This window comes from Streptomyces sp. NPDC041200 (genome assembly GCF_055591805.1).
Window position 1 is genome coordinate 101,063 of sequence record NZ_JBVIZF010000006.1, and the last position, 26,692, is coordinate 127,754.

General features: G+C 73.8%; 11 protein-coding genes. 7 read left to right on the forward strand and 4 right to left on the reverse strand.

Going from position 1 to position 26,692, the window contains the following annotated elements; genetic code table 11:
* Positions 1-8 precede the first annotated feature (8 nt).
* The 5 genes from ACZ6CL_RS17405 (at position 9) to ACZ6CL_RS17425 (ending at position 22,570) form a co-directional block, all read left to right on the forward strand.
* On the forward strand, positions 9-19,997 hold the full coding sequence (locus ACZ6CL_RS17405) for a non-ribosomal peptide synthase/polyketide synthase (protein ID WP_468936972.1): 19,989 nt from the start codon (positions 9-11) through the stop codon (positions 19,995-19,997).
* Positions 19,994-21,271, forward strand: a complete 1,278-nt coding sequence (locus ACZ6CL_RS17410; RefSeq protein ID WP_468936973.1) for an MFS transporter — start codon at positions 19,994-19,996, stop codon at positions 21,269-21,271. Before ACZ6CL_RS17405 ends, ACZ6CL_RS17410 begins: the two co-directional genes overlap by 4 nt.
* Positions 21,272-21,304: 33 nt before the next feature.
* Positions 21,305-21,523 (forward strand): MbtH family protein, encoded by a 219-nt coding sequence (locus ACZ6CL_RS17415; RefSeq protein WP_468936974.1) that lies wholly within the window; start codon positions 21,305-21,307, stop codon positions 21,521-21,523.
* Between the two features lie 92 nt (positions 21,524-21,615).
* Entirely contained in the window at positions 21,616-22,053 is a 438-nt protein-coding gene (locus ACZ6CL_RS17420) for a CoA-binding protein (RefSeq protein WP_468937124.1), read from the forward strand.
* Between the two features lie 31 nt (positions 22,054-22,084).
* Positions 22,085-22,570 carry a GNAT family N-acetyltransferase gene (locus ACZ6CL_RS17425; RefSeq protein ID WP_468936975.1) on the forward strand — a complete coding sequence of 162 codons (486 nt, stop codon included), beginning with the start codon at positions 22,085-22,087 and terminating at the stop codon, positions 22,568-22,570.
* Positions 22,571-22,573: 3 nt separating this feature from the next.
* Here ACZ6CL_RS17425 and ACZ6CL_RS17430 read toward each other — a convergent pair whose 3' ends face one another.
* Entirely contained in the window at positions 22,574-23,128 is a 555-nt protein-coding gene (locus tag ACZ6CL_RS17430; RefSeq protein WP_468936976.1) for a YbaK/EbsC family protein, read from the reverse strand.
* Positions 23,129-23,172: 44 nt separating this feature from the next.
* Positions 23,173-23,745 carry a helix-turn-helix domain-containing protein gene (locus ACZ6CL_RS17435; protein WP_468936977.1) on the reverse strand — a complete coding sequence of 191 codons (573 nt, stop codon included), beginning with the start codon at positions 23,743-23,745 and terminating at the stop codon, positions 23,173-23,175.
* A 96-nt stretch (positions 23,746-23,841) separates the two neighbouring features.
* On the opposite strand from ACZ6CL_RS17435, the gene ACZ6CL_RS17440 reads away from it, so the two are divergent.
* Positions 23,842-24,708: an EamA family transporter gene (locus ACZ6CL_RS17440; RefSeq protein WP_468936978.1), complete on the forward strand. Its 867-nt coding sequence runs from the start codon at positions 23,842-23,844 to the stop codon at positions 24,706-24,708.
* 43 nt (positions 24,709-24,751) lie between these two features.
* Positions 24,752-25,297: a gamma carbonic anhydrase family protein gene (locus ACZ6CL_RS17445; RefSeq protein ID WP_468936979.1), complete on the forward strand. Its 546-nt coding sequence runs from the start codon at positions 24,752-24,754 to the stop codon at positions 25,295-25,297.
* Positions 25,298-25,307: 10 nt separating this feature from the next.
* Here the strand turns inward: ACZ6CL_RS17445 and ACZ6CL_RS17450 are convergent, their stop codons facing one another.
* Positions 25,308-26,054, reverse strand: a complete 747-nt coding sequence (locus ACZ6CL_RS17450; RefSeq protein WP_468936980.1) for a DedA family protein — start codon at positions 26,052-26,054, stop codon at positions 25,308-25,310.
* Positions 26,055-26,214: 160 nt separating this feature from the next.
* A complete protein-coding gene (locus ACZ6CL_RS17455; protein WP_468936981.1) occupies positions 26,215-26,667 on the reverse strand; it encodes a DUF4442 domain-containing protein in 453 nt (150 codons plus the stop codon).
* Positions 26,668-26,692 lie beyond the last annotated feature (25 nt).

Here is a 26,692-nt window from a genome sequence, read left to right on the forward strand (position 1 = left end):
ACGAGAACATGACGTCTTCGAGGAACAGCCGCGCCTCCGCCCTGCCCGAGGAAATGCGGGAAGCCCTCCGCCGCCGTCTCGCGGGCAAGGCCGGACGCGCCGCCGCGATCCCCCGCGCGGACCGCGCCCAGACCCTTCCGCTGTCCTTCGCGCAAGCGCGGCTGTGGTTCCTGCACACCCTCCAGCCGGACGAGGCGGGCTACAACAGCGCCGTCGCCCTGCGGCTGACCGGTGCCCTGGACGTGGCCGCGCTCTCCCGGGCGCTCGACGCCCTGGTGGAGCGGCACGAGGCGCTGCGGACCGTCTTCGAGGACGGGGACGGGCAGCCGTCGCAGGTGGTGCGCGAGGCCACCGCGGTTCCGCTGCCGGTCACCGACCTCACCGGCGATCCCGGGGCGCTGGACGACACGCTGCTCGCCGAGTACTCCCGCCCGTTCGACCTGCGCACCGGTCCCCTGCTGCGGGCGCTGCTGATACGGCTGGCGGACGGAGAACACGTCCTCCTGCTCACCGCCCATCACATCGTCACCGACGGCTGGTCCATGGGCATCCTGCTGGACGAGCTGTGCGCGCTGTACGGCGCAGGGCCCGCCACCGGCGGGAAGGGTCCGCTGCCGCCGGTGCCGGTGCAGTACCCGGACTTCGCGGTGTGGCAGCGGAACCGGCTCTCCGGGGCCGCCCTGGACAAGCAGCTCGACCACTGGAAGGACCGGCTCACGGGCACCGTCCCGCTGGAGCTGCCCACCGACCGGCCCCGGCCGGCGACGCGCACCTCGGCGGGCGCGGTGTACGAGTTCACCGTGGGCCGGGACGTCGCGGCGCGGCTGAAGGACCTGGCGGCGGAGCGGCGCACCACGCTGTTCACCGTGCTGGTCGCCGCGTGCCAGGGGCTCTTCGCCCGCTGGTCGGGGCAGGACGACATCACGCTCGGTACGGTCACCTCCGGCCGTGGCCGCACCGAACTGGAGCGCGCCGTCGGGTTCTTCGTGAACACCGTGGTGCTGCGCTCGGGGGTCGACGTCGCGCGTTCGTACCGCGAGCTGATCGACGAGGCCGGTACGACGATCCTCGACGCCTTCGCGCACGACGAGACGCCGTTCGAGCGGCTGGTGGAGGCCGTGGGGGCGCGCCGGGAGGCCGGGCGCAACCCGCTGTTCGACGTCATGGTGCTGCTCCACAGCAACCCGCGGGGCGCGCCCCGTCCGGCCGGGCTGACGGCGGAGAGCGTCGATGTGCCCCGGCAGTCCTCCACCTTCGACCTCAGCGTGGAATTCGTAGAGGAAGAGGGGGCGGACGGGACGGAGTTGCGGGGGCTGCTGGAGTACAGCACCGAGCTGTTCGACGCGGAGACCGCCGAGCGCATGGCGGGCCATCTGCTGGTGCTGCTGGACGGGGCGAGCGCCGCACCGGACCGGCCGCTGCGGGAGCTTCCGCTGCTGACGGCGGAGGAGCGCCGGCAGGTGGCGGCGTGGGAGCGGGGTCCCGCCGTGGCCGCCCCGGCGACGACCTTCCCCGCCGTGTTCGAGGCCCAGGCGGCCCGTACTCCGGCGGCGACGGCGCTGGTCGCCGGGGAGGAGAGGTACGACTTCGCGTCGCTCAACGCGGCCGCCAACCGGCTGGCGCACCACCTGATCGGGCTGGGCGTGGGCCCCGAGCGGACCGTCGGGGTGAGGCTGCCGCGCACCGCCGACATGGTCGTGGCGATCCTCGGCGTCCTCAAGGCGGGGGGCGTGTATCTGCCCATCGACCCCGAACTCCCCGAGGAGCGCGTCGCGTTCCTCCTGTCCGACGCCGAACCGATGCTGGTGCTGGACGGGGCGGCGCTGCGCGCGGTCCCCGCCACGCTGCCCGCGACCGACCCCACCGACGCCGACCGGACCGGCGCGCTTCACCCGGACGGCGCGGCGTACGTCATCTACACCTCCGGCTCCACCGGCCGCCCCAAGGGCGTGGCCGTCTCGCACCGGGCCATGGTGAACCTGCTGGTGGGCCACCGCCACGGCTTCGTGGCGGAGGCGGGCGGCGGTCCGCTGCGCGCCGCGCTGACCGCGTCGTTCTCCTTCGACACGTCGCTGGAGGGGCTGCTGCTCCTGGCGGACGGCCATGAGCTGCACCTCATCGACGAGACCACCCGGCTCGACCCGGCCGCGCTCGTCGACCACATCGCCGGGCACCGGATCGACTTCCTCGACCTCACCCCCTCGTATCTGCGGCAGCTCCTCCCGGCCGGGCTGCTCACCGACCCCCGGCACCGCCCCCGGGTGCTGATGCTGGGCGGCGAGGCCATCGGCCAGACGCTGTGGCGGCAGCTGGCGGAGGTGCCCGGCACCACGGCGTACAACTTCTACGGGCCGACCGAGTGCACGATCGACGCGCTCGCCGCCCGGATCGGCGGCGCCGGGCGCCCGGTGGTGGGGCGGCCGTTGGGCAATCTGCGCGCCTACGTACTCGACGCCCGGCTCCGGCCGGTACCGGCCGGGGTCGCGGGCGAGCTGTATCTCGCCGGTGACCAGCTCGCGCGCGGCTATCCGCACCGCCCGGGGCTCACCGCGACGCGCTTCGTGGCCGATCCGTTCGGGCCCCGGGGCGGCCGGATGTACCGCACCGGCGATGTGGCCCGCTGGACCGCCACCGGGGAGCTGGACTACCTCGGGCGCGCGGATGACCAGGTGAAGATCCGTGGCCACCGGGTCGAACCGGGCGAGATCGAGGCCGCGTTGCTCGATCTGCCGTCCGTCGCCGAGGCGGCCGTGGTCGCCGTGACCGACGAGCGTGACCACGCGCGGCTGGCCGCCTACTACGTACCGGCCACCACCGCCGTACCGCCCACCACGCAGGAGCTGCGGGCGGCCCTCGGACGCACCCTGCCGGGCCACATGATTCCGGGCGCCTTCCTCGCCCTCGACACCATGCCGCTCACCACGAGCGGCAAGCTCGACCGGCGGGCGCTGCCCGCCCCGCACCCCGACACCGACCGGCGGGAGAACACCTACACGGCGCCGCGCACCCCGGCGGAGGAGGAGCTTGCGCGGATCTGGGCCGAGGTGCTGGGCGCCGGGCAGGTCGGGGTGACGGACAACTTCTTCGAACTCGGCGGCGACTCGATCCTCAGCATCCAGGCCGTCTCCCGGGCCCGCCAGGCCGGGCTGCGGCTCAGCTCCCGGGACATCTTCCTCCACCAGACCATCGCCGACCTCGCCGCCGCCATCGCCCCGCGCTCCGCGCCCGGTACCGGTGCCGACACCGCAACCGAGCCGGTGGGCCCGGCGCCGCTGACCCCGATCCAGCACTGGTTCTTCGCCACCCACGGCCCGCTGCGCCACTTCACCATGTCGATGGTCGTGGACCTGCCGTACGACGTGGAGGAGACGGCGCTGCACACCGCCCTGGAGGCGGTGGCCACCCACCACCCGGCGCTGCGGACCCGGTTCGTACGGGAGGACGGTGCGTGGCGCCAGCACGCCGACGCTCCGGTGGCGGGGCCGCTGATCCGCCGCCATGACCTGTCAGGGCTGGAGGGGGACGCGCAGCACACCGCGGCCGAGGCGGCCGCCGAGGCCGTGCGCGCCGAACTCGACCTGGCCACGGGCGCGTTGCTGCGTGGTGCGCTGATCCTGCGCGGCAGGAAGACCCGGCCACGGCTGTTCCTGGCCGTACATCACCTGGCCGTGGACAGCGTCTCGTGGCGCATCCTGCTCGGCGATCTGGAGGCCGCGTACCGCCAGGCCGTGGCCGGGGAGCCGGTGCGACTCGACCCGGTCGGCACCCCGTTCACCCGCTGGGCCCACCGGCTGAGCGACCATGTCCTCGCCGGGGAGCTGGACGGCGACCTGCCGTACTGGGAGGACGTGGCGCGGGCTGAGGGCGCGGAGCTGCCCGTCGACCATCCGGGCCGCGCCACCGCCGGATCCACCCGCACGGTCCGGGTGCGGCTCGACCGCGACACGACCGACGCGCTGCTGCGCCGGGTGCCGGGGGTGTACCGGACGCAGATCAACGACGTGCTGATGAGCGCGCTCGGCCGGGTGCTCGCCGACTGGACGCACACCGACCGGGTGCTGGTGGCCATGGAGGGCCACGGCCGCGAGGAGATCGACGACAGCGTCGAACTGTCCCGCACCGTCGGCTGGTTCACCACCCAGTACCCGGTGGCGCTCACCGTGCCCGGCGGCGGCTGGGGCGCGGTGCTGAAGTCCGTGAAGGAGCAGCTGCGGGCGCTGCCCCGCCGCGGGCTGAGCTTCGAGGCGCTGGCCCACCTGAGCGCGCCGGACTCCCCCGCCCGCGCACTGCGCGACGCCCCGCTGCCGGGCATCTGCTTCAACTACCACGGCCAGTGGGACTCCGTACCGGGCGACGACGCGTTCACCCTCACCGATCAGAGCCTGGGCCAGGATCTCGACCCCGATGAGCCCTCGACGTATCCGCTCGACGTGTCGGGCGTGGTGTCCGCCGGGGAGCTGGAGCTGACCTGGCTCTACTCCGACCGCGTCCACGACGAGGGCACGGTCCGGCGGCTCGCGGACGCGATGCTGGCGGCGCTGCGGGAGATCGTCGGCCACTGCGCCGAGCCGGACGCCGGTGGCCGTACGCCGTCCGACTTCCCGCTCGCCCGGCTGGACCAGGCGGGCGTGGACCGGCTGGTCGGTGACGGGCGCGGCACCGAGGACGTCTATCCGCTGACCCCGCTCCAGGAAGGCATGCTCTTCCACCGTCTGGTGGGCGACGGGCAGGACGTGTATCTCGACCAGGCCACGCTGACCCTGGCCGGGGTGAGCGATCCGCACGCGTTCGCGCTCGCCTGGCAGCAGACGGTCGACCGCACCCCGGTGCTGCGCAGTGGCGTGGTGTGGGAGGACGTCGAGCGGCCCGTGCAGTTCGTACGCCAGCGGGCCGCCGTGCCCGTCACCCATGTGGACGCGCGCGAGGTGCCGGAGGAGCGGCGCGCGGCCGAGCTGGACCGGCTCCGCGCCGACGATCTGGCGCGCGGCCTGGATCTGACGGCGCCCCCGCTGATGCGGCTGACCCTGGTCCAACTCCCCGATGACCAGGTGGCGTTGGTCTGGACCTCGCACCATCTGATCCTGGACGGCTGGAGCCTGGCCCAGGTCTTCACCGAGGTGTGCGAGCGGTACGCCGCGGCGGCCCGGGGAGAGCGCCCGGCGCTGACCGCCCGGCGGCCCTTCCGCGACTATCTGCACTGGCTGGACCGGCAGGACGGGCGGGAGGCCGAAGAGCACTGGCGGGCGCTGCTCGCGGGGGTCACCGCGCCCACGCCGCTGCCGTACGACCGCAAGCCCCTGGAGTCGCACCGGGCCGGATCCTCGGCGACCGTGGCGGTGGCGCTCGGGGCCGGGGTGTCGGCGGAGCTGCGCGAGGCGGCCCGGCGCCACGGTCTGACGGTCAACACCATCGTGCAGGGCGCCTGGGCGCTGCTGCTGTCCCGGTACAGCGGCGAGCCGGACGTGGTCTTCGGCACCACCGTCTCGGGCCGCCCGGCGGAGCTGGCCGGGGTCGAGTCGATGGTGGGCATGTTCATCAACACCCTGCCCACCCGGGTATCGGTCGACGGCGCCCGGAACACCGCCGCGTGGCTGCGGGACCTCCAGGTGACGCAGTCGGAGGCCCGGCGCTTCGAATCCGCTTCGCTGGCCCAGCTGTCGGCGTGGAGCGAGGTCCCGGCCGGTACGCCGCTCTTCGACAGCATGGTGGCGTTCGAGAACTACCCCTTCGACGACTCCTCTGCGCGCGAGGCGGGGCTGCGCATCCTCGACGTCCAGTCGACCGATGCCACGAACTTCCCGCTGAGCCTGCGGGCCCACCTCTCCGACCGGCTCGGCTTCGACCTCGGCTACGACCCGGAGCTGTTCGACGCCGGGACCGCGGCCGCCCTCGCCGACCGGCTGTGCCAGCTGCTGACGGGCATCGCGGCGGACCCCGACCGGCCGCTGCGGGACCTGCCGTGGACGACCGCCGAGGAGCGGCGGCGGATCCTGGTGGACTGGAACGGCTCGGAGCGGGGGGCGCCGGAGCGGACCGTGGTGGACCTGTTCGAGGAGCAGGCCGCCCGCACCCCGGACCTGATCGCCGTCACGTGCGGGGCGGAATCGCTGTCGTACACCGAACTCGACCTGCGGGCGGGGCAGTTGGCTCATCGGCTCGCCGCCGGGGGCGCGGCGCGGGAGCGGTATGTGGCGCTGGCCCTGCCCCGCTCGCTCGACATGATCGTGGCGATCGTGGCCGTACTGAAGACCGGGGCGGCCTATCTGCCGATCGATCCGGACCAGCCTGCCGGGCGGATCGCCCATATGCTCGCCGACACCGAACCCGTGCTGCTGCTGACCACCGCCGACCTGGCCGAGCGGATCGCGGCGGCCACCGCCGTGCCCCGGCTGTGCCTGGACGATCCGGCGGTGGCCGCAGATCTGCGGGACCGCCCGGCCACCCTCCCGGCCACCGCCCGGCCCCTGCCGGACAGCCCGGCCTACGCCATCTACACCTCGGGATCGACCGGGATGCCCAAGGGCGTGATCATCCCGCACGCCAATGTGGTCCGGCTGTTCTCGCGGACCCGTCAGTGGTTCTCGTTCGACGAGAGCGATGTGTGGACGCTGTTCCACTCCTACGCCTTCGACTTCTCCGTCTGGGAGATCTGGGGGCCGCTGCTGCACGGCGGTCGGCTCGTGGTGGTCCCGTACGCGGTCTCGCGCTCCCCGCGGGAGTTCCTGCGGCTGCTGGCGGATGAGCGGGTGACGGTGCTCAACCAGACGCCGTCGGCGTTCTACGCCCTGATGCGCGCGGACGAAGAACACCCGGGGGCGCGGCTTTCGCTGCGCCGGGTGATCTTCGGCGGTGAGGCGCTCGACCCGCGCCGCCTGGAGGGCTGGTACGCGCGGCACGCGGACACCGCGCCCGTGCTGGTCAACATGTACGGGATCACCGAGACCACCGTGCATGTCACCCACACCGCCCTCGACCGCGCCACCGCGGCCCGCGCCACCGGCAGTGGCATCGGCACCGGCATCCCCGACCTGCGGATCTACGTCCTCGACAGCGCGCTCCAGCCGGTGCCGCCGGGTGCGGTCGGCGAGCTGTACGTGGCGGGCGCCGGGCTGGCCCGTGGCTATCTGCGGCGGCCGGGGCTGACCGCGTCCCGTTTCGTCGCCGACCCGTTCGGCCCGCCGGGACACCGGATGTACCGCACCGGCGACCGGGCCCGGTGGAGCGCGGACGGTGAGCTGGAGTACCTGGGGCGCGCCGATGACCAGGTGAAGATCCGTGGTTTCCGGATCGAACCCGGTGAGATCGAGGCCGCCCTGACCGCGCATCCGGCGGTGGCGCACGCCGTGGTGATCGCGCGCGAGGACCGGCCCGGGGCGCGGCGGCTGGTCGCCTACACCGTGGCCGCCCGCACGGTGGCCACCGGTCAGGGCGCCCCGCCGTCCGCCGCCGAGCTGCGGGAATTCCTGGGGCAGGGTCTGCCCGAGCACATGATTCCGGCCGCCTACGTCCCCCTGGACACCCTGCCGCTGACCGCCAACGGAAAGCTGGACCGGGCGGCGCTGCCCGCCCCGGGCGCGGACGGCTTCGCGACGAGCGCCGAGCGGATCGCCCCGCGCACCGAGGCGGAGGCCATGGTGGCCCGGGTGTGGGCCGATGTGCTGGGCGTCGAGGAGGCCGGGGCCGAGGACAACTTCTTCGCCCTGGGCGGCGATTCGATCCTCGCCATCCGGGTGGCCTCCCGGCTGCGTACCGCCTTCGGCACGGACGTCTCGCCACGGTCGCTGTTCACCCATGCCACCGTCGCCGCCCTCGCCGCCGCGCTGAGCGCGCCGGACGGCGGCGCCGCGCCGCGCGAGGTGATCCCGGCCGTGGCGCGGGGCGGTGACCTGCCGCTGTCGTACGCGCAGCAGCGGCTGTGGTTCCTGGACGGCTTCGACGACCGCGACACCGAGTACGTGACCCCGTTCGCGCTGCGGCTGCGCGGGCTGCTCGACACCGGCGCCCTGCACACCGCCCTCGACGGCCTGGTGGCCCGGCACGAGCCGCTGCGCACCACGTTCGCCGAGGTGGACGGCCACGGCGTGCAGCGGATCAACGCCCCGTACCGGGTCGAGCTGCCCTGTCACGACCTCACCGCGTTCCCCGCCACCGCCCGTGAACGGGAGCTGGAGCGGCTGCTGACACGCGAGGGCGCCACCGCCTTCGACCTGGCCACCGGACCGCTGCTGCGGGCGTCGCTGATCCGGCTGGACGACGAGGAACACGTCCTCACGCTGACGATGCATCACATCATCACGGACGGCTGGTCCACCGCCGTCATCAGCGACGATCTGAGCGAGCTGTACGCCGCGGCGGTGGCGGGCCGCGGCCCCGAACTGCCCCCGCTGCCTCTGGGTTACGCCGACTTCGCGGCCTGGCAGCGCGATCCGCGTGGCGGCGCCGCCGCGGTGGAACCGCAGCTGGACCACTGGCGGAAGGCCCTCGCCGATCTGGCCCCGCTGGAGCTGCCGACCGACCGGCCGCGCCCGGCCGTGCAGACCAAGAACGGAGCCCTGCTGGACTTCACCCTGGACGCGGAGCTGGTGGACCGGCTCCGCGAGACCGGGCGGCGCGGCGACGGCACGCTCTTCATGACCCTGCTCGCCACCTGCCAGGTGCTGCTGGCGCGCTGGTCGGGGCAGGAGGACATCGCGGTGGGCACCGTGACCTCCGGCCGGGAGCGGCCCGAGCTGGAGCGGCTGGTCGGGATGTTCGTGAACACGCTGGTGCTGCGGAGCCGGGTGCGCGCGGACCGTCCGTTCGGCGAACTGCTCCGGGAGGTGCGCGACACCGTCCTGGACGCCTTCGCCCACCAGGACGTGCCGTTCGAGCGGATCGTGGACACGCTCCAGCCGGAGCGGGACACCAGCCGCACCCCGCTGTTCCAGGTGATGGTGGCGCTGCACAACCTGGGCAGTGAGGTGCCGAGCCTGCCCGGGCTCGCCGTGGAGGCCGTCCGCATTCCGAGCCGCACCGCCGCGTTCGACCTCGGCTTCGACTTCGTGGAACACCAGGGCGCCCTGACCGGCTTCGTCGAGTACAACACCGACCTGTTCGACGCGGAGACCGTGCGGCGGATGACCCGCCAGCTGCGGCTGCTGCTGGAGGCGGTGGCGGAGGACCCCGGCCGCCCAGTGGGCGAACTCCCGCTGCTGACCGCGCGGGAGCGCCACACCGTGCTGGAGGAGTGGAACGCCACCGCGCTGCCGGTGCCGGACACCACCTTCCCGCGCCTCTTCGAGGAGCAGGCGGCCCGCACCCCGCACGCCACCGCACTGGTGGCCGAGGGCGCCCGTTACGACTTCGCGGAGCTGAACGCCCGCGCCAACCGGCTGGCCCACCATCTGATCGCCATCGGTGCCGGTCCCGAGCAGGTGGTCGCGGTCAGGCTGCCGCGCACCGCCGAGCTGATGGTGGCGCAGCTCGCCGTCCTCAAGGCGGGCGCCACGTATCTGTACGTCGATCCGGAACTGCCCGCCGAGCGCGCCCGGTTCCTGCTGGAGGACTCGGGCCCCGGGATCGTCCTCACCCCCGAGGCGCTGCGCGACGCGCCCCTCGACGGCCTCCCGGCCACCGACCCCACCGACCGGGACCGGCGCGCCCCACTGCAGCCCGCGAACACCGCGTACATCAACTACACCTCGGGTTCCACCGGCCGCCCCAAGGGGGTCGCCGTCGAGCACGGCCAGCTGGTCAACCTCTGCCACGACCACCTGGCCGGGCTCATCGCGCCGCACGCGGCCGAGGCGGGCCGCCCGCTGCGCGCCGCGCTGACCGCCGCGTTCTCCTTCGACACCTCGTGGGAGGGCGCCGTGTTCCTGGCGGCGGGCCAGGAGGTGCATCTGATCGACGACGCGGTACGGCTGGACCCGGACGCGCTGGTCGAGCTGATCCGCGCCCGGGAGCTGGACTTCCTCGACCTCACGCCCTCGTATCTGCACGAGCTGATGGCCGCCGGGCTGTTCGACGGCGGTTTGTTGGACGGCGGGCACCGGCCGCGGATCGTCATGGTGGGCGGCGAGGCACTGGGGGCGGCGCTGTGGCGGGAGCTGCGCGCGGCGCCGGGCGTCGCGGCGTACAACTTCTACGGGCCCACCGAGTGCGCCGTCGACGCGGTGTACGGGCGCCTCGCCGACCTCGGGGACCGGCCGCTCATCGGGCGCCCCGGCCACAATCTGCGGGCGTACGTCCTGGACGGGGCGCTGCGGCCGGTGCCGCCCGGGGTGCCGGGCGAACTGCATCTGGCCGGCGCCCAGGTGGTGCGCGGCTATCTCGGCAGGCCGGGGCTGACCGCGCGCCACTTCACCGCCGATCCGTACGGTCCGCCCGGCTCCCGGATGTACCGCACCGGCGACCGGGCCCGGTGGACGGCGGACGGGGTGCTGGAATTCCTCGGCCGCACCGACGAGCAGGTCAAGATCCGTGGCTTCCGCGTCGAGCCCGGTGAGATCGAGGCCGCCGTGCTGGGCCATCCGGCGGTCGAGGACGCCGTGGTGGTGGTCCGGGAGGACACCGGCCACCGGCGGCTGGTGTGCTACCTGGTGGCCACGGGCGCGGACGCCGCGCCCGGCGCGGTGGAGCTGCGTACCCTGCTCAAGCGGACCCTGCCCGACTACATGGTCCCGGCGGCCTTCGTGACGCTGGAGCGGATGCCCCGCACCGACGCCGGAAAGGTCGACCGGCGGGCGCTGCCCGCGCCGCCCGCGCGGCCGGACGCGGAGACCGCGTATCTGGCGCCGCGCACCGAGGCGGAGACCGTGCTCGCGCGCGTGTGGTCCGAGGTGCTCGGCACTCCGCGGATCGGCGTGGAGGACAACTTCTTCGCGCTCGGCGGCGATTCGATCCTCAGCATCCAGATCGTCTCCCGCGCCCGCCAGGCCGGGCTGCGGATCACCTCAAAGGACGTCTTCCGCCACCAGACCATCGCGGAACTCGCGCTGAGCACCGGGTCCGCCCCGGACCCGGACCAGACCCCGGCCGGTCCGCCGGCCGGCCCGGCGCCGCTGACCCCGATCCAGCACTGGTACCTGGACGGGCGGCGGCCCGGCGATCCGCACCACTTCACCATGACCCACCGGCTCCAACTCGCCGCTGACACCGATGAGTTCGCGCTGCGTCGGGCGGTGGACGCGCTCGTGGCACACCACCCGGCGCTGCGCACCCGGTTCCTCGTCATCGACGGCCAGTGGCGGCAGGAGGTCCTGCCCACCGCGCCCGGGCCGCTGCTGGAGCGGCACGATCTGTCCGGGTGCGGCGACGAGGCGCGGTCGCGCACCCTGCGCGAGGCCACGGTCGCGGCCCAGACCGGGCTGGACATCGCCGAGGGCGCGGTGCTGCGGGCGCTGCTGTTCACCTACGGTCCGCAGCGACCGCCCGAGTTGCTGATCACCGTGCACCATCTGGTGGTCGACGGTGTCTCGTGGCGCGTCCTCCTGGGCGATCTGGAGACCGCGTACGACCAGGCCACGGGCGGTGCCACGCCCGTACTGCCCCCGGCCAGCAGCACCTACGCCCACTGGGCGGCCCGGCTGGCGGAACACGTGCGCTCCGGCGGGCTCGACGGCGACCTGGAGTACTGGACGCACACCGCGCACACCGCGCCCGCCCCGCTCCCGATCGACCGCGAGGGCGCCAACACCCAGGAGACGGCGGCCACGGTGACCACGCGCCTTAGCCGCGCCGAGACCGAGGCGCTGCTGCGCGATGTCCCGGAGGTCTACCGCACCCAGATCAACGATGTGCTGCTCAGCGCGCTCGGCCGCAGCCTGGCCCGCTGGACCGGCGGCGACACCGTGCTGATCGGGGTGGAGGGCCACGGCCGCGAGGACCTCTTCGACGAGCTGGACCTCTCGCGTACGGTCGGCTGGTTCACCGCCGAGTTCCCGCTCGCGCTGACCGTGGCGCCGGGCGCGGGCTGGCGGGAGACGCTGAGGTCCGTCAAGGAGCAGCTGCACGCCGTCCCGCACCGCGGGCTGAGCTACGGCGCGCTGCGCCACCTCTCCCCCACCGCGGGCGAGCGGTTGCGCGGCGGACCGGCGCCGCAGATCGGGTTCAACTACCACGGCCAGTGGGATGCCGCCGCCACGGATGACGCCTCCGGACTCATCCGGGGCGCACTGCCCTCGACGGGCCAGGACGCGCCGGACGGCGAGACCCGTACGTATCTGCTGGAGGTCACCGGGGCGGTCCAGGACGGCCGTCTGGAACTGGGCTGGACCTACCCGGCGCTGATGTACGACGAGGCGACCGTGCGCCGCCTCGCCGAGGACGCGGTCGCCGCGCTGCGGGAGATCGTCGCGCACTGCGCGGAGCCCGGCGCGGGCGGCCGCAGCCCCTCCGACTTCCCGCTCGCCCGGCTCGACCAGCGCCAGGTGGATCTGCTCGCGGGCGACGGCCGGGACGTGGAGGACATCTATCCGCTGACCCCGCTGCAGGCGGGCATGCTCTTCCACGGCCTGGTCGACGCCCAGGGCGCATACTTCGACCAGATCGCGCTGCGCGTCGGCGGCATCGCCGACCCGGACGCGTTCGCCACCGCCTGGCAGCGGGTCGTGGGCCGGACGCCGGTGCTGCGCAGCGAGGTCCGCTGGGAGGGGCTTGAGGAGCCCGTCCAGGTCGTACGCCGCCATGTGACGCTGCCCACCGCCCGCCACGACTGGCGGGACCTCTCCCCGGACGGGCGGCAGGCCGCGCTGGAGCGGCTGCTCGCCGAGGACCGGGCGGCCGGGATGGAGCTGACCCGTGCCCCGCTGACCCGGATCGCGATCGCGCGGCAGAGCGACGACGAGGTCATGCTGGTGTGGACCTCGCACCATCTGATGCTCGACGGCTGGTCCACCGGGCAGATCTTCGCCGAAGTGTGCGAGCACTACGCGGCGCTCACCGAGGGCCGCCCCCTGAGCCCGCCCGCGCGGCGCCCGTTCCGGGACTTCCTGCGCTGGCTGCGGGAGCAGGACCAGGAGCGCGCCGAGCGCCACTGGCGGGACGTCCTGGCGGGCTTCGGGGCCCGGACCCCGCTGCCGTACGACCGGCCGCCCCGGGAGGCGCACCGCGCCACCTCCGGCGAGCTGACCCGGCTGGAGCTGTCCCCGGAGGCGTCCGCCCGGCTGCGCGAGATGGCCCGTGGCCGTGGGCTGACCGTCAACACGGTGGTGCAGGGCGCCTGGGCGCTGCTGCTGTCCCGGTACGGCGGCGAGCCGGACGTGGTGTTCGGCACCACCGCCTCGGGCCGCCCGGACGGGCTGCCGGGGGTGGAGACGATGGTCGGCATGTTCATCAACACGGTCCCCACCCGGGCCGTGGCCGATGGCGGCCGCGAGGTGGCGGAGTGGCTGCGGGAACTCCAGGACCAGCAGAGCGAGTCCCGCCGCTTCGACTTCGTCTCCCTCGCGCGAATCCAGGGCCTGAGCGAACTGCCCGCCGCCGAGGGGCTGTTCGACTCCATGGTGGTCTTCGAGAACTATCCGTTCGACGAGGAGTCGGCGTCCGGTGCCGGGATCGCCATCCGGGAGGTGCGGGCCGAGGACGCCACCACCTTCCCGCTGTGCCTGCGCGCCTATCTCGGCGACCGGCTCGGGTTCGACATCGCCTACGATCCGGCGCTTTTCGACGCGGCGACGGCGGAGCGGGCGGCGCGCCACCTGGAGACGCTGCTGACCGGCATCGCCGATGGCGCCGGGCGCACCCTGGACGATCTGCGGCTGCTGACCGGCGCCGAGGAACGCCGGGCGGTGCGGGAGTGGAACGACACCGCGCGGCCGCTGCCGCGGGGCTCGCTCGCGGAGCTGTTCGCCGAGCAGGCCGCGCGGACCCCGGACGCCGTCGCCGTCACGGACGGCGCCACCGCGCTGAGCTACCGCGATCTCGACGCGTGGTCCGGCCGACTGGCCGCATCCCTGGCCGAGTCGGAGGTGGGTGCCGAGGACCGGGTGGCGCTGCTCATGGACCGGTCGGCCGAACTGGTCGTGGCGCAGCTCGCGGCGGTCAAGGCGGGCGGGGTGTACGTACCGGTGGACGCCCGCGCGCCGCGCGCGCGGCAGCGGGCCCTGCTCGCGCAGACGGGTGCGAAGGTCGTGCTGACGGCGGACGACGTGGCCGCCGCGCGCCACGGCGAGCGCGTCCCGCCCGCCGTTCCGGTGTGCCGGGACAACCTGGCGTACGTGATGTTCACCTCCGGGTCGACCGGGGAGCCGAAGGCCGTGGGAGTGCGCCACCGGGATGTGGCGGCGCTCGCCTTCCACCGGGCCTTCGAGGGCGGCGGGCACGCCCGCGTGCCGCTGCACTCGCCGGTGGCGTTCGACGCCGCCACCTACGAGGTGTGGGTGCCGCTGCTGCGCGGCGGCCAAGTGGTGGTGGCCCCGCCGGGCGAGCTGGACGCGGCGGCGCTGCGGAGGCTGGTGGCCGGCGACGGGGTGACGGGGCTGTGGCTGACGGCCGGGCTGTTCCGGCTGCTGGCGCAGGACGCCCCGGACTGTTTCGCGGGGCTGCGCGAGGTGTGGACCGGCGGCGATGTGGTGCCCGCGGGCGCGGTGCGCCGGGTGCTGGCGGCGTGCCCCGGGCTGACCGTCGTGGACGGCTACGGGCCGACCGAGACGACGACCTTCGCGACCGCGTTCCCCATGTCCCGGGCCGACGGGGTGCCCGATGTGGTGCCGATCGGCGGGCCGCTGGACAACATGCGGGTGTACGTCCTGGACGCGCGACTGCGGATCGTGCCCCCGGGGGTCGTCGGTGAACTCTTCGTCGCGGGTGAGGGTGTGGCCCGTGGCTACCTGGGGAGGCCCGGCGCGACGGCGGCGGCCTTCCTCGCCGATCCGTACGGGCCAGCCGGGGAGCGGATGTACCGCACCGGGGACCTGGCGCGGCGGCGGCCGGACGGCACGGTGGAGTTCGTGGGCCGCGCCGACCACCAGGTGAAGGTCCGGGGCTTCCGGATCGAGCCGGGCGAGGTGGAGACCGTGCTGACCGCGCACCCCGGGGTGGCGGACGCGGCAGTGGTGGCCCGGGAGGACCGACCCGGGGTGAAACGGCTGGTGGCGTATGTGGTGTCCGGCGGCGAACCGGCCCTGGACCTGGCGGAGTTGCGTACCCACACGGCGGCCGCCCTCCCCGACTACATGGTGCCGTCCGCGTTCGTCCCGCTGGACGCGCTGCCGCTGAGCCGCAACGGCAAGCTGGACCGCGCCGCGCTGCCCGCGCCCGGCCCCGCCCCGGACCGGGCGGCCTACGTCGCCCCGCGCGACGAGGCCGAGCGGCGCACGGCGCGGATCCTGGCCGACGTGCTGGGGGCCGAACGGGTCGGCGCCGAGGACGACTTCTTCGTCCTCGGCGGTGACTCCATCCTCAGCATCCGGCTCACCTCGCGGCTGCGGGAGGCGTTCGGGGTGGAGGTGTCACCCCGGCTGGTGTTCACCCACTCGACGGTGGCCGCCCTGGCCACGGCCCTCAGCGAGGCGAGCGGCGGCGGCGCGGGAGAGGCGTCCGCGCCGATCACACGGGTGTCCCGGGACGCGGAGCTGCCGCTGTCGTTTCCGCAGCAGCGCCTGTGGTTCCTGGACTCCTTCGCACCGGACAGCACCGAGTACCTCACCCCGCTGGCGCTGCGGATGCGCGGCCACCTCGACGTCCGGGCGCTGGAGGAGGCACTGACCGCGCTGGTGGCCCGGCACGAGTCGCTGCGTACCACCTTCGACGCGGTCGACGGGCGCGGAGTGCAGATCGTGCACGAGCCCTCCGCGGTCCGGCTCACCCGGCACGATCTGTCGGACCTGCCCACAGAGCGGCGGGAGGCGGAGCTGACGGAGCTGCTGGCGCGGGAGCGCGAGCGCCCCTTCGACCTGCGGCGCGGGCCGCTGCTGCGGGCCGGGCTGATCCGGCTCACCGCCGAGGACCACGCACTCACCCTGACGCTGCACCACATCATCACCGACGGCTGGTCCACCGGTGTGCTCATGGGCGATCTGCGCGAGCTGTACCGGGCGGCGCTGAGCGGCGAGGTGGCGCAGCTGCCACCGCTTCCGGTGGGGTACGCGGACTTCGCGGCCTGGCAGCGGGCCGAAGTGTCCGGCCCGTCCACCGATGAGCAACTGGCCTATTGGAAACGGCAGTTGCACGACACCGAGCCGCTGGAGCTGCCCACCGACCGGCCCCGCCCGGCGGTACGCGGCGGACACGGCGCGACGGCGGAGTTCGAGGTGCCCGCCGCGGTGAACCGGCGCCTCAAGGAGTACGGACAGACCCGTGGCACCACTCTCTTCATGACGCTGGTGGCGGCCGCCCAGGTGCTGCTGGCCCGGCTGTCGGGCCAGGAGGACATCGCCGTGGGCACGGTCACCTCGGGGCGGGAGCGCGCCGAGGCCGAGCATCTGATCGGCTTCTTCGTCAACACGCTGGTGCTCCGCTCCTCGGTCGACCCCGAGCGCGGCTTCACCGACTTCCTGGCCGATGTGCGCGGCACCGTCCTGGACGCCTTCGCCCACCAGAGCGTGCCGTTCGAGCGGGTGGTGGACGAGGTGCAGCCCGTCCGGGACACCAGCCGGACGCCGCTGTTCCAGGCGATGGTGGTGCTGCAGAACATCCCCGGCGGGCCACTGGACCTGCCCGGTCTCGCCCTGGAGGACATCGCCCCCGAGACCAGCACCGCGAGCTTCGACCTCACGCTGGAGTTCGCCGAGGCCGAGGGCGGCGTGCTGCGCGGGCTGATCAGCTACAGCACCGAGTTGTTCGACGCGCCGACGGCCGAGCGGATGGGCGCGGCCCTCCGTACGCTCCTCACCGGCATCGCCGACGACCCGGACCGGGCGGTGGGCGCGCTGCCGCTCGCCACCCCGGCCGAGCTGCGGCGCACCCTCGTCGAGTGGAACGCCACCGGGCGTCCCGTCCCCCCGGCCACGCTGGCCGAGCTGTTCGAGCGGCAGGCGGCGGAATCCCCGGACGCCACGGCCGTACGGTACGGGGCGGGGACGCTCACCTTCGCCGAGCTGGAGGTGGCGGCGAACCGGCTGGCACACCGGCTGATCGGGCGCGGTGTGGGGCCGGAGCAGCGGGTGGCGCTGGTGCTGCCGCGGTCGGTGGAGATGGTGGTGGCGCAGCTGGCGGTGGGGAAGGCGGGCGGCGCGTTCCTGCCGGTCGACCCCAACTATCCGGCGGAGCGGGTGGCGTTCATGCTGCGCGACGCCGAGCCGCTGGTGGTGCTCGACGACCCGGCGTCGGTGTGGGCCGGGGACAGCCCCGCCGACGCGCCCGTCGTCCGGGGGCTGACACCGGACCATCCGGCGTACGTCATCTACACCTCCGGGTCCACCGGGGTGCCCAAGGCGGTCGTGGTCACCCACGCGGGGCTGGCGAGCTTCTCGTCCGCCGCCGCCGAACACTACGACGTCCGGGCCGGGGACCGGGTGCTGCAGTTCGCCTCGCCGAGCTTCGACGCCTCCGTACTGGAGCTGTGCGTATCCCTGACGAAGGGCGCGGCGCTCGTCGTCGCGGAGGAGGGACCGCTGCTCGGCGAGCGGCTGGCGCAGGTGCTGACCGAGCAGCGGATCACCCACGCGCTCATTCCCCCGGCGGCGCTGGCCACCGTGCCGGAGGCGGCGCGGGAGGCGGGGATGCCGGAGCTGCGCACGCTGATCGTCGGCGGTGACGCGTGCTCCGCCGAACTGGTGGACCGCTGGGCACCCGGACGCCGGATGATCAACTCGTACGGTCCGACCGAGGCGACCGTGGTGAGCACCTGGTCCGGGCCGCTGGCCGCGGGTTCCGGGGCGCCGCCGATCGGCGGGCCGATCCCCAACACCCGGGCCTATGTGCTGGATTCCGCGCTGCGCCCGGTTCCGGTGGGCGTGGCCGGGGAGCTGTACGTGGCCGGGGCCGCGCTGGCGCGCGGCTACCTGGGACGCGCCGGGCTCACCGCCTCCCGCTTCCTGGCCGATCCTTTCGGCCCCGCGGGCGGCCGGATGTACCGCACGGGCGATGTGGTGCGCTGGACGGCCGACGGTGAGCTGCGGTTCGTCGGCCGGGCCGACGACCAGGTGAAGGTCCGCGGTTTCCGGATCGAGCCGGGCGAGGTGGAGAGCGCGCTGCGGCGCAGCCCCGAGGTGCGCGAAGCGGTGGTGGCCGTACGGAACACCGAAGCCACGCCCGAGCATCCGTCCGGGCTGAAGCGGCTGCTCGGCTACGTGGTCCCGGCGGCGGACGCGGCGCCGACCGCGGCCTCGCTGCGGGACTTCCTGGGCGGGATCCTGCCGCCCCACATGGTGCCCTCGGCGTTCGCCACCCTGGCGGAGCTGCCGCTCACCCCCAACGGAAAGGTGGACCGCCGCGCCCTGCCCGATCCGGATCCCGCCCCGGCTCCGGGGGCGGACCATGTCGCGCCGCGCACCCCGATGGAGAGCCGGATCGCGGCGATCTGGGCGGATGTCCTCGGCCTCGACCGGGTCGGCGTGAACGACAACTTCTTCGACCTCGGCGGGGATTCCATCCTGAGCATCCAGGTCGTCTCCCGCGCCCGGCAGTCGGGGCTGCGGGTGACCACCAAGGACCTGTTCACCCATCAGTCGGTGGCCGCCCTGGCAGCCGTGGCGACGACGGAACAGGAGGAGGGCGGCGCGGAGCCGGTGACAGGAGACCTTCCGCTCACCCCGATCCAGCGCTGGTTCTTCGCCACCCACACCGTCAATCCGCACCATTTCAACCAGTCCACCCTGCTGGAGCTGGACCAGGACGTGGACGAAGCCGCCCTGGAACAGGCGCTGGCCGCCCTCCTCGCCCACCATGACGCGCTGCGGATGCGGTTCACCGAAGACGGCGGCGAGTGGCGGCAGCACAACCCGGAGCCCGGGGCGGGAGCCGTCCTCGCCCGGTACGACCTGTCCGGGCTGCCGCCGAACGAGGCGGACGCGGCGATGGAGAAGACGGCCGACGCCCTCCACGCGGGCTTCGACCTCGGCAGCGGTCCGCTGCTGATGGCCGCGCTCTTCCGGTTCGGCGACGCCCGGCGGCCGTTCCTCTTCCTGACCGCCCACCACCTGGTCATCGACGGCGTGTCCTGGCGGATCGTGCTGGATGACCTGGACACCGCGTACCAGCAGAGCGCGCGCGGCGAGGCGGTCGGCCTCGGCACCAAGTCGACCTCGTTCCGGGACTGGGCCCTGCGGCTCGCCGAGCAGGTCGCCGACGGCGCCCTGGACCACGAGGCCGACCACTGGGCCACGGCCCTGGACGCGCGGCCGCTGCCGGTCGACCACGAGACGCCCGCCCCGGGAACCGAGAGCCGGGCCGTCCCGGTGGAGATCGACGAGGCGGACACCGAGGCGCTGCTGCGCGCCGCGCCCACCGCGTACCGCACCCGCATCAACGACGTCCTGCTGGCCGCCCTCGCGCTGGCGCTGTCCCGCTGGACCGGACAGGACCGGGTCTCCGTCGAACTGGAGGGCCACGGGCGCGAGGACGTCATCGAGGGCGCCGATCTCTCCCGTACGGTGGGCTGGTTCACCACGATGTACCCGGTCTCCTTCGACCTGCCCGGCGCCCGGGACGCCGCGGAGGTCGACTGGCGCGGCCTGGTGAAGTCGGTCAGGCGACGGCTGCGGGCCGTCCCCGGCAATGGCTTCGGCTTCGGGGCGCTGCGGACGTTCGGGTCGCCCGAGGTACGGGAGCGGCTCACCGGCACCGGCGCCGGACCGCAGGTCGTCTTCAACTACCTCGGCCAGTGGGACGCCCGGTCCGCCGAGGCCAAGGACGGCCTCGTCCACGCCGAGCACGGCTCCTTCGGCCAGGACCACGACCCCCGCGAGGGCGGATCGCATCTGCTGGAGGTCGTGGGCGCGGTGCAGAACGGCCGCCTCGGCTTCACCTGGTACTACCGTCCCGGTGTCCACGAGGAGTCGACCGTGGCGGCGGTGGCCGCGGACTTCGCGGACGCGCTGCGCCGTATCGCCCAGGACTGCAGGGGTGCCCTATGAGCGGGGAGGGCGCCGTGCCGTCGGGCCCGGTGGAGGCGCCCCCGTCCGCGCCCCCGCTGGTGCCCCTGTCGCGCAACCGCGGCTACCGGCTGCTGTGGGGCAGCCAGGCGCTCTCGGAGTTCGGGTTCCACGCGACGATGATCGCGTTTCCGCTGCTGGTGCTCGCGCTCACCGGTTCGGGCGCCGCGTCGGGTCTGGTGATGGGCACGATCGCCGCCGCGCAGATGGTGGCCGGGCTGCCCGCCGGGGTCCTGGTGGACCGGTACGACCGTAAGGCGCTCATGCTGGGCTGCGAGGCGGCCCAGGCGGTGTCCGCCATCAGCCTGGTGATCGCGGTGTGGGCCGACGCGGCCACCGTGCCGCACATGGTCGCCGTCGCGGCGGTGTTCGGGGCCGCCGCCGCCCTCTTCGAACCGGCGGAGAACGCCGCGCTGCCGCTGCTGGTGGACACCGCCCAACTGCCCGCGGCGGTCTCGATGAACACGGCGCGGGCGTCGATGGGGCAGCTGTCGGGCACCGCGACCGGCGGTTTCCTGTTCGCCGTGGGGCGCTTCGTCCCCTTCCTGGCCGACGCCCTCATGCACACCCTCTCCTTCGTCGCGCTGCTCTTCCTGCGGCTGCCGGAACAGGAGCGGCCCGCCGCCCCGCCGGGCAGGCTCGGCCACGAGATGCTGGCCGGTCTGCGGTGGGTGTGGCAGGAGCGCCGTATCCGGGTCACCATCCTGTGCGCGGTCGTGCTCAACCTGTTCTTCAGCGCCTTCTATCTCGTCGTCATCGTGCTCGCCGGAACCCGAGGGGTGCCCTCCGGGGAGGTCGGGGTGATGGCGGCCATGCTCGGGGTGGGCGGGGTCGCCGGCGCGCTCGCCGCGCCCGTCCTCCACAGCCGCCTCGGCCCCTACCGCGCCATCGTGGCGGTGTTCTGGGCGCTGACCGTGCTCACCCCGGTCGCCGCCGTCGTGCACAGCGGCTATCTGACCGGGGTGCTGTTCGCCCTGATGGCGTTGTTCCCGCCCACCGCCAACACCGCGATCATGACGGAGCAACTGCTGCGCACCCCGGACCAGCTGCGCGGCAGGCTCACCAGCGCCCTCGCCCTGGCCTGCGGTGCCGCGGGCGCGGCGGGGCCCGCGCTGGGCGGTCTGCTCACCCAGGCCCTGCCGGGCGACCAGGCGATCCTGGTGTGCTCGGCCGGAATGGCCGCCGCGGCCGTCCTCGCCACGGCCAGCCCGACCCTGCGCGGGCTGACCCGTATCCCCCCGGAACCACACCCATAAAAGATCAGTACCGACACGACAGGAGAACAGCTCATGGATGACAACGCCCGCTACCAGGTGCTCCGCAACGACGAGGACCAGTACTCCCTGTGGCCCGCCGACCTCGACGTCCCCGACGGCTGGCAGACCGTCGGCAAGGAGGGCACCAAGGACGAGTGCTCGACTTACGTCGACGAGGTGTGGACCGACATGAGGCCCCGCAGCCTGCGCGAGCGCATGGCCGACTCGGCTTCCAGCCCCCTCCCCTCGTAAGCGGGACACCCGGCGCCCGCCGGGGAATCTCCGGGGCGCGGTGTCCGTTTCCGCCCATGGACACCGGACACCGCACCCGCAGGAGGCAACCGATGTACGGCGACGCGGCGACGATCCGCACCATCCTGGGCGAGCTGGGCGACACCTGGGCCGTCGTCGGCCTGTCCGCCAACCAGGCCCGCGCGGCCTACGGCGTGGCCGGGGTGCTCCAGCGCCACGGCAAGCGCGTCGTGCCCGTGCATCCGAAGGCCGAGACGGTGCTCGGCGAGCCCGGTTACGCCACGCTCGCCGAGATCCCGTTCCCGGTCGACGTGGTCGACGTCTTCGTCAACTCCGAGCTGGCCGGGCCGGTCGCCGACCAGGCGGTGGAGATCGGCGCCAAGGCGGTGTGGTTCCAGCTCGGCGTCATCGACCCGGCGGCGTACGAGCGCACCCGCGCCGCGGGGCTGGAGATGGTCATGGACCGCTGCCCCGCCATCGAGATCCCGCGCCTGGGCCGAGCGGACACCGGGTCGGGAAGTCCCCTATGAGCCGGTGTCCCCCACCGGTTAGCGTCGTCCCATGATCCCGATACGCGCCGCCCGCCCCGACGACGCCGCCGAGCTGGTCCGGCTGCGCCGGCTGATGTTCCACGCGATGCACGGCGAGGACGAGCCGGGCCCCTGGGAGGCGAGCGCCGAGGAGTCCGTGCGGCGCCAGTTGAGCGAGCCGGAGCCCGTGCTCGGCGCGTTCGTCGTGGACGGGGACGAGCGGGGCGCCCCGCGGCTGGCGGCGTGCGCGGTGGGGCGGGTGGAGGAGCGGCTGCCCGCGCCGGGCCACCCCGCGGGCTGCTTCGGGTTCGTCTTCAACGTGTGCACCGACCCCCGCCACCGGAACCGCGGCTACGCGCGCGCGACGACGGAGGCCCTGCTCGACTGGTTCGCCGGGAAGGACGTGACCCGGGTCGACCTGCACACCACCGGCGAAGCCGAGCACATGTACCGGAGCCTGGGCTTCACCGAACACTCCCTCGCGCTGTCGCTGGATCTGTCCCAGCCCCGGGGCTGACCGCTACGCGCCGAGCCCCTCCAGCACGACCGCGCCCGGCAGCCCGGCGAGCACCTTGCCCGGCACGATGAGCTTGCCCCGGCGGCTGCCGCTGCCGATGAGCGCGTACGGGATGTCGGCGACGGCGGCGTCCAGCAGCAGCGGCCAGTCGGCGGGCAGCCCGATCGGGGTGATGCCGCCGAACTCCATAGCGCTCTCGCCGGTCGCCGTCTCGATCGGCGCGAACGACGCCTTGCGGGCGCCCAGATGGCGGCGTACGACCCCGTTGACGTCCGCGCGGGTGTGGGCGAGGACCAGGCACGCGGCGAGCGTGACCTCGCCGCCCCGTTTCCCGGCCACCACCACGCAGTTGGCGGACTGCTCCAGCAGCCAGGAACCGTAGTTCTCGACGAGCACGGCGGTGTCGGCCTTGTCCGGGTCGGTGTCCACGTAGAGGATCTGCTCCACCGGCCCGGCGCCGCGCCAGTCGCGCAGCGCGTCGGCGACCGGGGTGGTCAGCAGGTCCAGGCATTCCACGGCGGGACGGACCTCGTCGAAGGCGTCCATCGGGGTACTCATATCGCTCAAACTAGCAGGCCGGGAGGGGTGTGCGGGCCCGGGTTTCAGCGGGCGGGCGGCACCGAGACGGCCATGGTCATCTCCACCGGTACGTCGCCGTCGTTGCGGTAGGTGTGCGGGGTGTTGGCCTCGAAGGCGGCCGAGGTGCCGGTCGGCACGGTGTGCGCCCGGCCCCCGATGACGAGGGTCAGCTCGCCCGCGGTCACGCGCAGCAGCTCGTACGTCCCGGCCGGGTGCGGATCGGACTCGCTGCCGTCGCCGGGCATCAGCCGCCACTCCCACATCTCCAGCGGTCCCCTCGCCTCGGTGCCCACGAGCAGCGCGGTGTAACTGCCCGCCTCGGTGGACCACATCCGCACGGCCTGGTCGGCGGGGACGAAGGTCACCTGGGGCCCCTGCTCGTAGTCGAGCAGCGTCGTGATGCTCACGCCGAGCGCGTCGGCGAGCTTCACGGTGGTGCCGACACTGGGGTTCGTACGGGCCTGCTCAATCTGGATGATCATGCCCCGGCTGACCCCGGCGCGGGCCGCGAGGGCGTCGAGGGTATAGCCGCGTTCGTTGCGCCAGCGCTTGAGGTTGCGGGCGAGCGACTGCGTGAGCTGATCGAGGTCCGTCACAGATTAAGTCCAATATCTTGAATGGCGGAGTCGAGCTTAGTGAACTACGCTGGGGTGCACTCCAGCGTCCATCACACTGTACGGCGAGGTCCCTCCATGTCCGCACTCTTCGCTCTCGCCACCAGTCTGATGTGGGGGCTGGCCGACTTCGGCGGAGGGCTGCTCACGCGGCGCACCCCCGCGCTCACGGTGGTCGTCGTCTCGCAGGTCATCGCGGTGACCGTGCTCGGCGCGATCGTGGTGGCCACCGGCGGCTGGTCCGAGGCCGGGCCGCAGCTGTGGTTCGCCGCGGCGGCGGGCGTGGTGGGTCCGGCCGCCATGCTCTGCTTCTACCGCGCGCTCGCGCTCGGCCCGATGGGCGTCGTCTCCCCGCTCGGCGCCCTGGGCGGGGTCATGGTGCCGCTCGCGGTCGCGGTCGTGCTCGGCGAGCGGCCCGGGCTACTCCAGCTGGCCGGGATCGTGGTGGCAGTGGCCGGGGTGGTCCTGGCAGGAGGGCCGCAGACCGGCGGAACCCCCGTCCAGCGGCAGACCCTGCTGCTCACCCTGGTCGCCGCGCTGGGCTTCGGCTCGGTGATGGCGCTGATCGCCGAGGCGTCCACCACCCTGACCGGCCTCTTCCTGGCGCTGTTCGTGCAGCGGGTGTGCAACGTGGCGGTCGGCGGCGGCGCTCTGCTGATCTCCGTACGGCGCGGCACCCCGGCACTGCCCGAGGGCGGCCTGCGCGGCGTCGCGGCGTCGCTGCCCGCGCTCGCCTTCGTGGGGCTGGCCGACGTCGCCGCCAACGGCACGTACAACCTGGCCGCCCACCACGGTCCGGTCACCATCGCCGCCGTCCTCGCCTCGCTGTACCCCGTGGTGACCTCGCTCGCCGCCCGCGTCCTGCTGGGCGAGCGGCTGCGCGCGGTGCAGGCGACCGGCGCCGGGCTCGCCCTGGTGGGCAGCGTGCTTCTGACGACGGGCTAACGTGCCGGGAGACAGCCAGGGTTACGGACCGGAGGAGACAGCGGTGGCGGAGCGGGCACTGATCTCGGGCGTGGGCGGCAAGGAGCCGAAGGTCGATCCGGAGGCGTTCGTCGCCCCGACGTCCGTGGTGATCGGCGATGTCTCGGTGGCCGCGGGAGCGAGCGTCTGGTACCACGCCGTGCTGCGCGGAGACACCGCGCCGATCAGCGTGGGCGCGCACAGCAACGTCCAAGATAATTGCACCGTGCACGCCGACCCCGGCTTCCCGGCCACCGTGGGTGAGCGGGTGACCGTGGGCCACAACGCGGTGCTGCACGGCTGCACCGTCGAGGACGACGTCCTGGTCGGCATGGGCGCCACGGTGCTGAACGGCGCGCACATCGGCGCGGGCTCGCTGATCGCGGCCCAGGCGCTGGTCCCGCAGGGGATGCGGGTGCCGCCGGGCTCGCTGGTCGCGGGCGTTCCGGCGAAGGTCAGGCGCGAGCTGACCGACGAGGAGCGGGAGCACGTACGGCTCAACGCCGACGGCTACGTGGAGCTGGCCCGCCACCACCGCGCGGCGGCGGAGGAGCGGGCCAGTCAGAGCTAAGGGAAAGCGGCTACTCGGCGGCCGGGACGGGCTCCGGCTCGGCCGCCTCGGCTCCGGCCTTGGCGGTCCCCGCCTCGGCCTTGGACCCGGATCCGGTCCCGGTCTCGGGCCCGGTCGCGGCAGCCGCCACCGGCTGCTGGGCCTCCCGGGCCGCCTGGGCCTTCTTCGTGCGCCACTTCATCACCAGCATCGAGCCGAGGCCGAAGCACAGCGCGAGGACGAGCCCGAGCCAGGAGAAGCGCTTGAGCCAGTCCTCGGCGACCTTCCCGACGGAGTAGATGACCGCGGTGGTGCCGCCCGCCCAGACGATGCCGCCGAGCACGTTGGCGATGGCGAACTTCCAGTACGGCATGCGCAGCACCCCGGCGAGCGGACCCGCGAAGATGCGCAGCAGCGCTATGAAGCGGCCCACGAAGACCGCCCACATGCCCCACTTCTGGAAGGACCGCTCGGCCGTCGCCACCTGCTCGGCACCGAAGTGCTTGGGGAATTTACGGGCCAGCCAGGCGAGGAGTGGCTGACCGCCCTTGCGCCCGATCAGATAGCCGATCGAGTCGCCGATCACCGCCCCCGCGATGGCGCAGCCACCGAGGATGTAGGGGTTGATGTGGTCCTGGGAGGCGGCCAGCAGCGAGGCGCTGACGAGGACGATCTCTCCGGGGAGCGGGATGCCCAGGCTTTCGAGGCCGATGACCAGGCCGACGAGCAGATACACACTGATCGCGGGTACGGTCTCAAGCCATTCCTCGATGTGCAACGCCGGTTCCCTCCCGTATGCCGATCCGTTTGTCGGCGCACGCCCGATCGAGCGCACCCGGGAAGCGTACTCAATCGGCGCGGTCGCCACATTCCACGATGCGTGCTCCCGGCCACGTCGGCTCGCGGGAGGGGCCCGTACGGGCGGCGGGAGAGCCTTCTCAGCCCTGCGGCCGCAGTGTCCAGGTGATGGACATCTCCCCGGTGACCGCTCCGTCCTCGCGCGTGATCTCGATCCGTACGGGGAATTCGGGACGCTCGCCCGCGTCGAGTCCGGCCACCACCTCGGCCACCGGGCGGCCGAGCCGGGCGGTCGCGGTGACCGGCCCCTTGGCGAGCTTCTTGTAGTCGATCTCGGCACGCACGGCCAGCGGCACGGCGCGCTGGAGCTGGTCACCGAAGGCGGCGAGCACGACCGCGCCGGACGCGGATTCGGCCAGCGTGAACATCGCCCCCGCGTGCGGTCCGCCCACGTGGTTGTGGAAGTCGGGCTGGTCGGGCAGGCGCACCACGGCGCGTTCGGGCGACGCCTCGACGAACTCCAGGTTCAGGGTGCGCACCATGGGCACGGTGGCCGCGAGCATGTCGCCGACGGAGGGCAGGGTCTCTGACATACCGGGGAAGTTACCATCGAGTAGC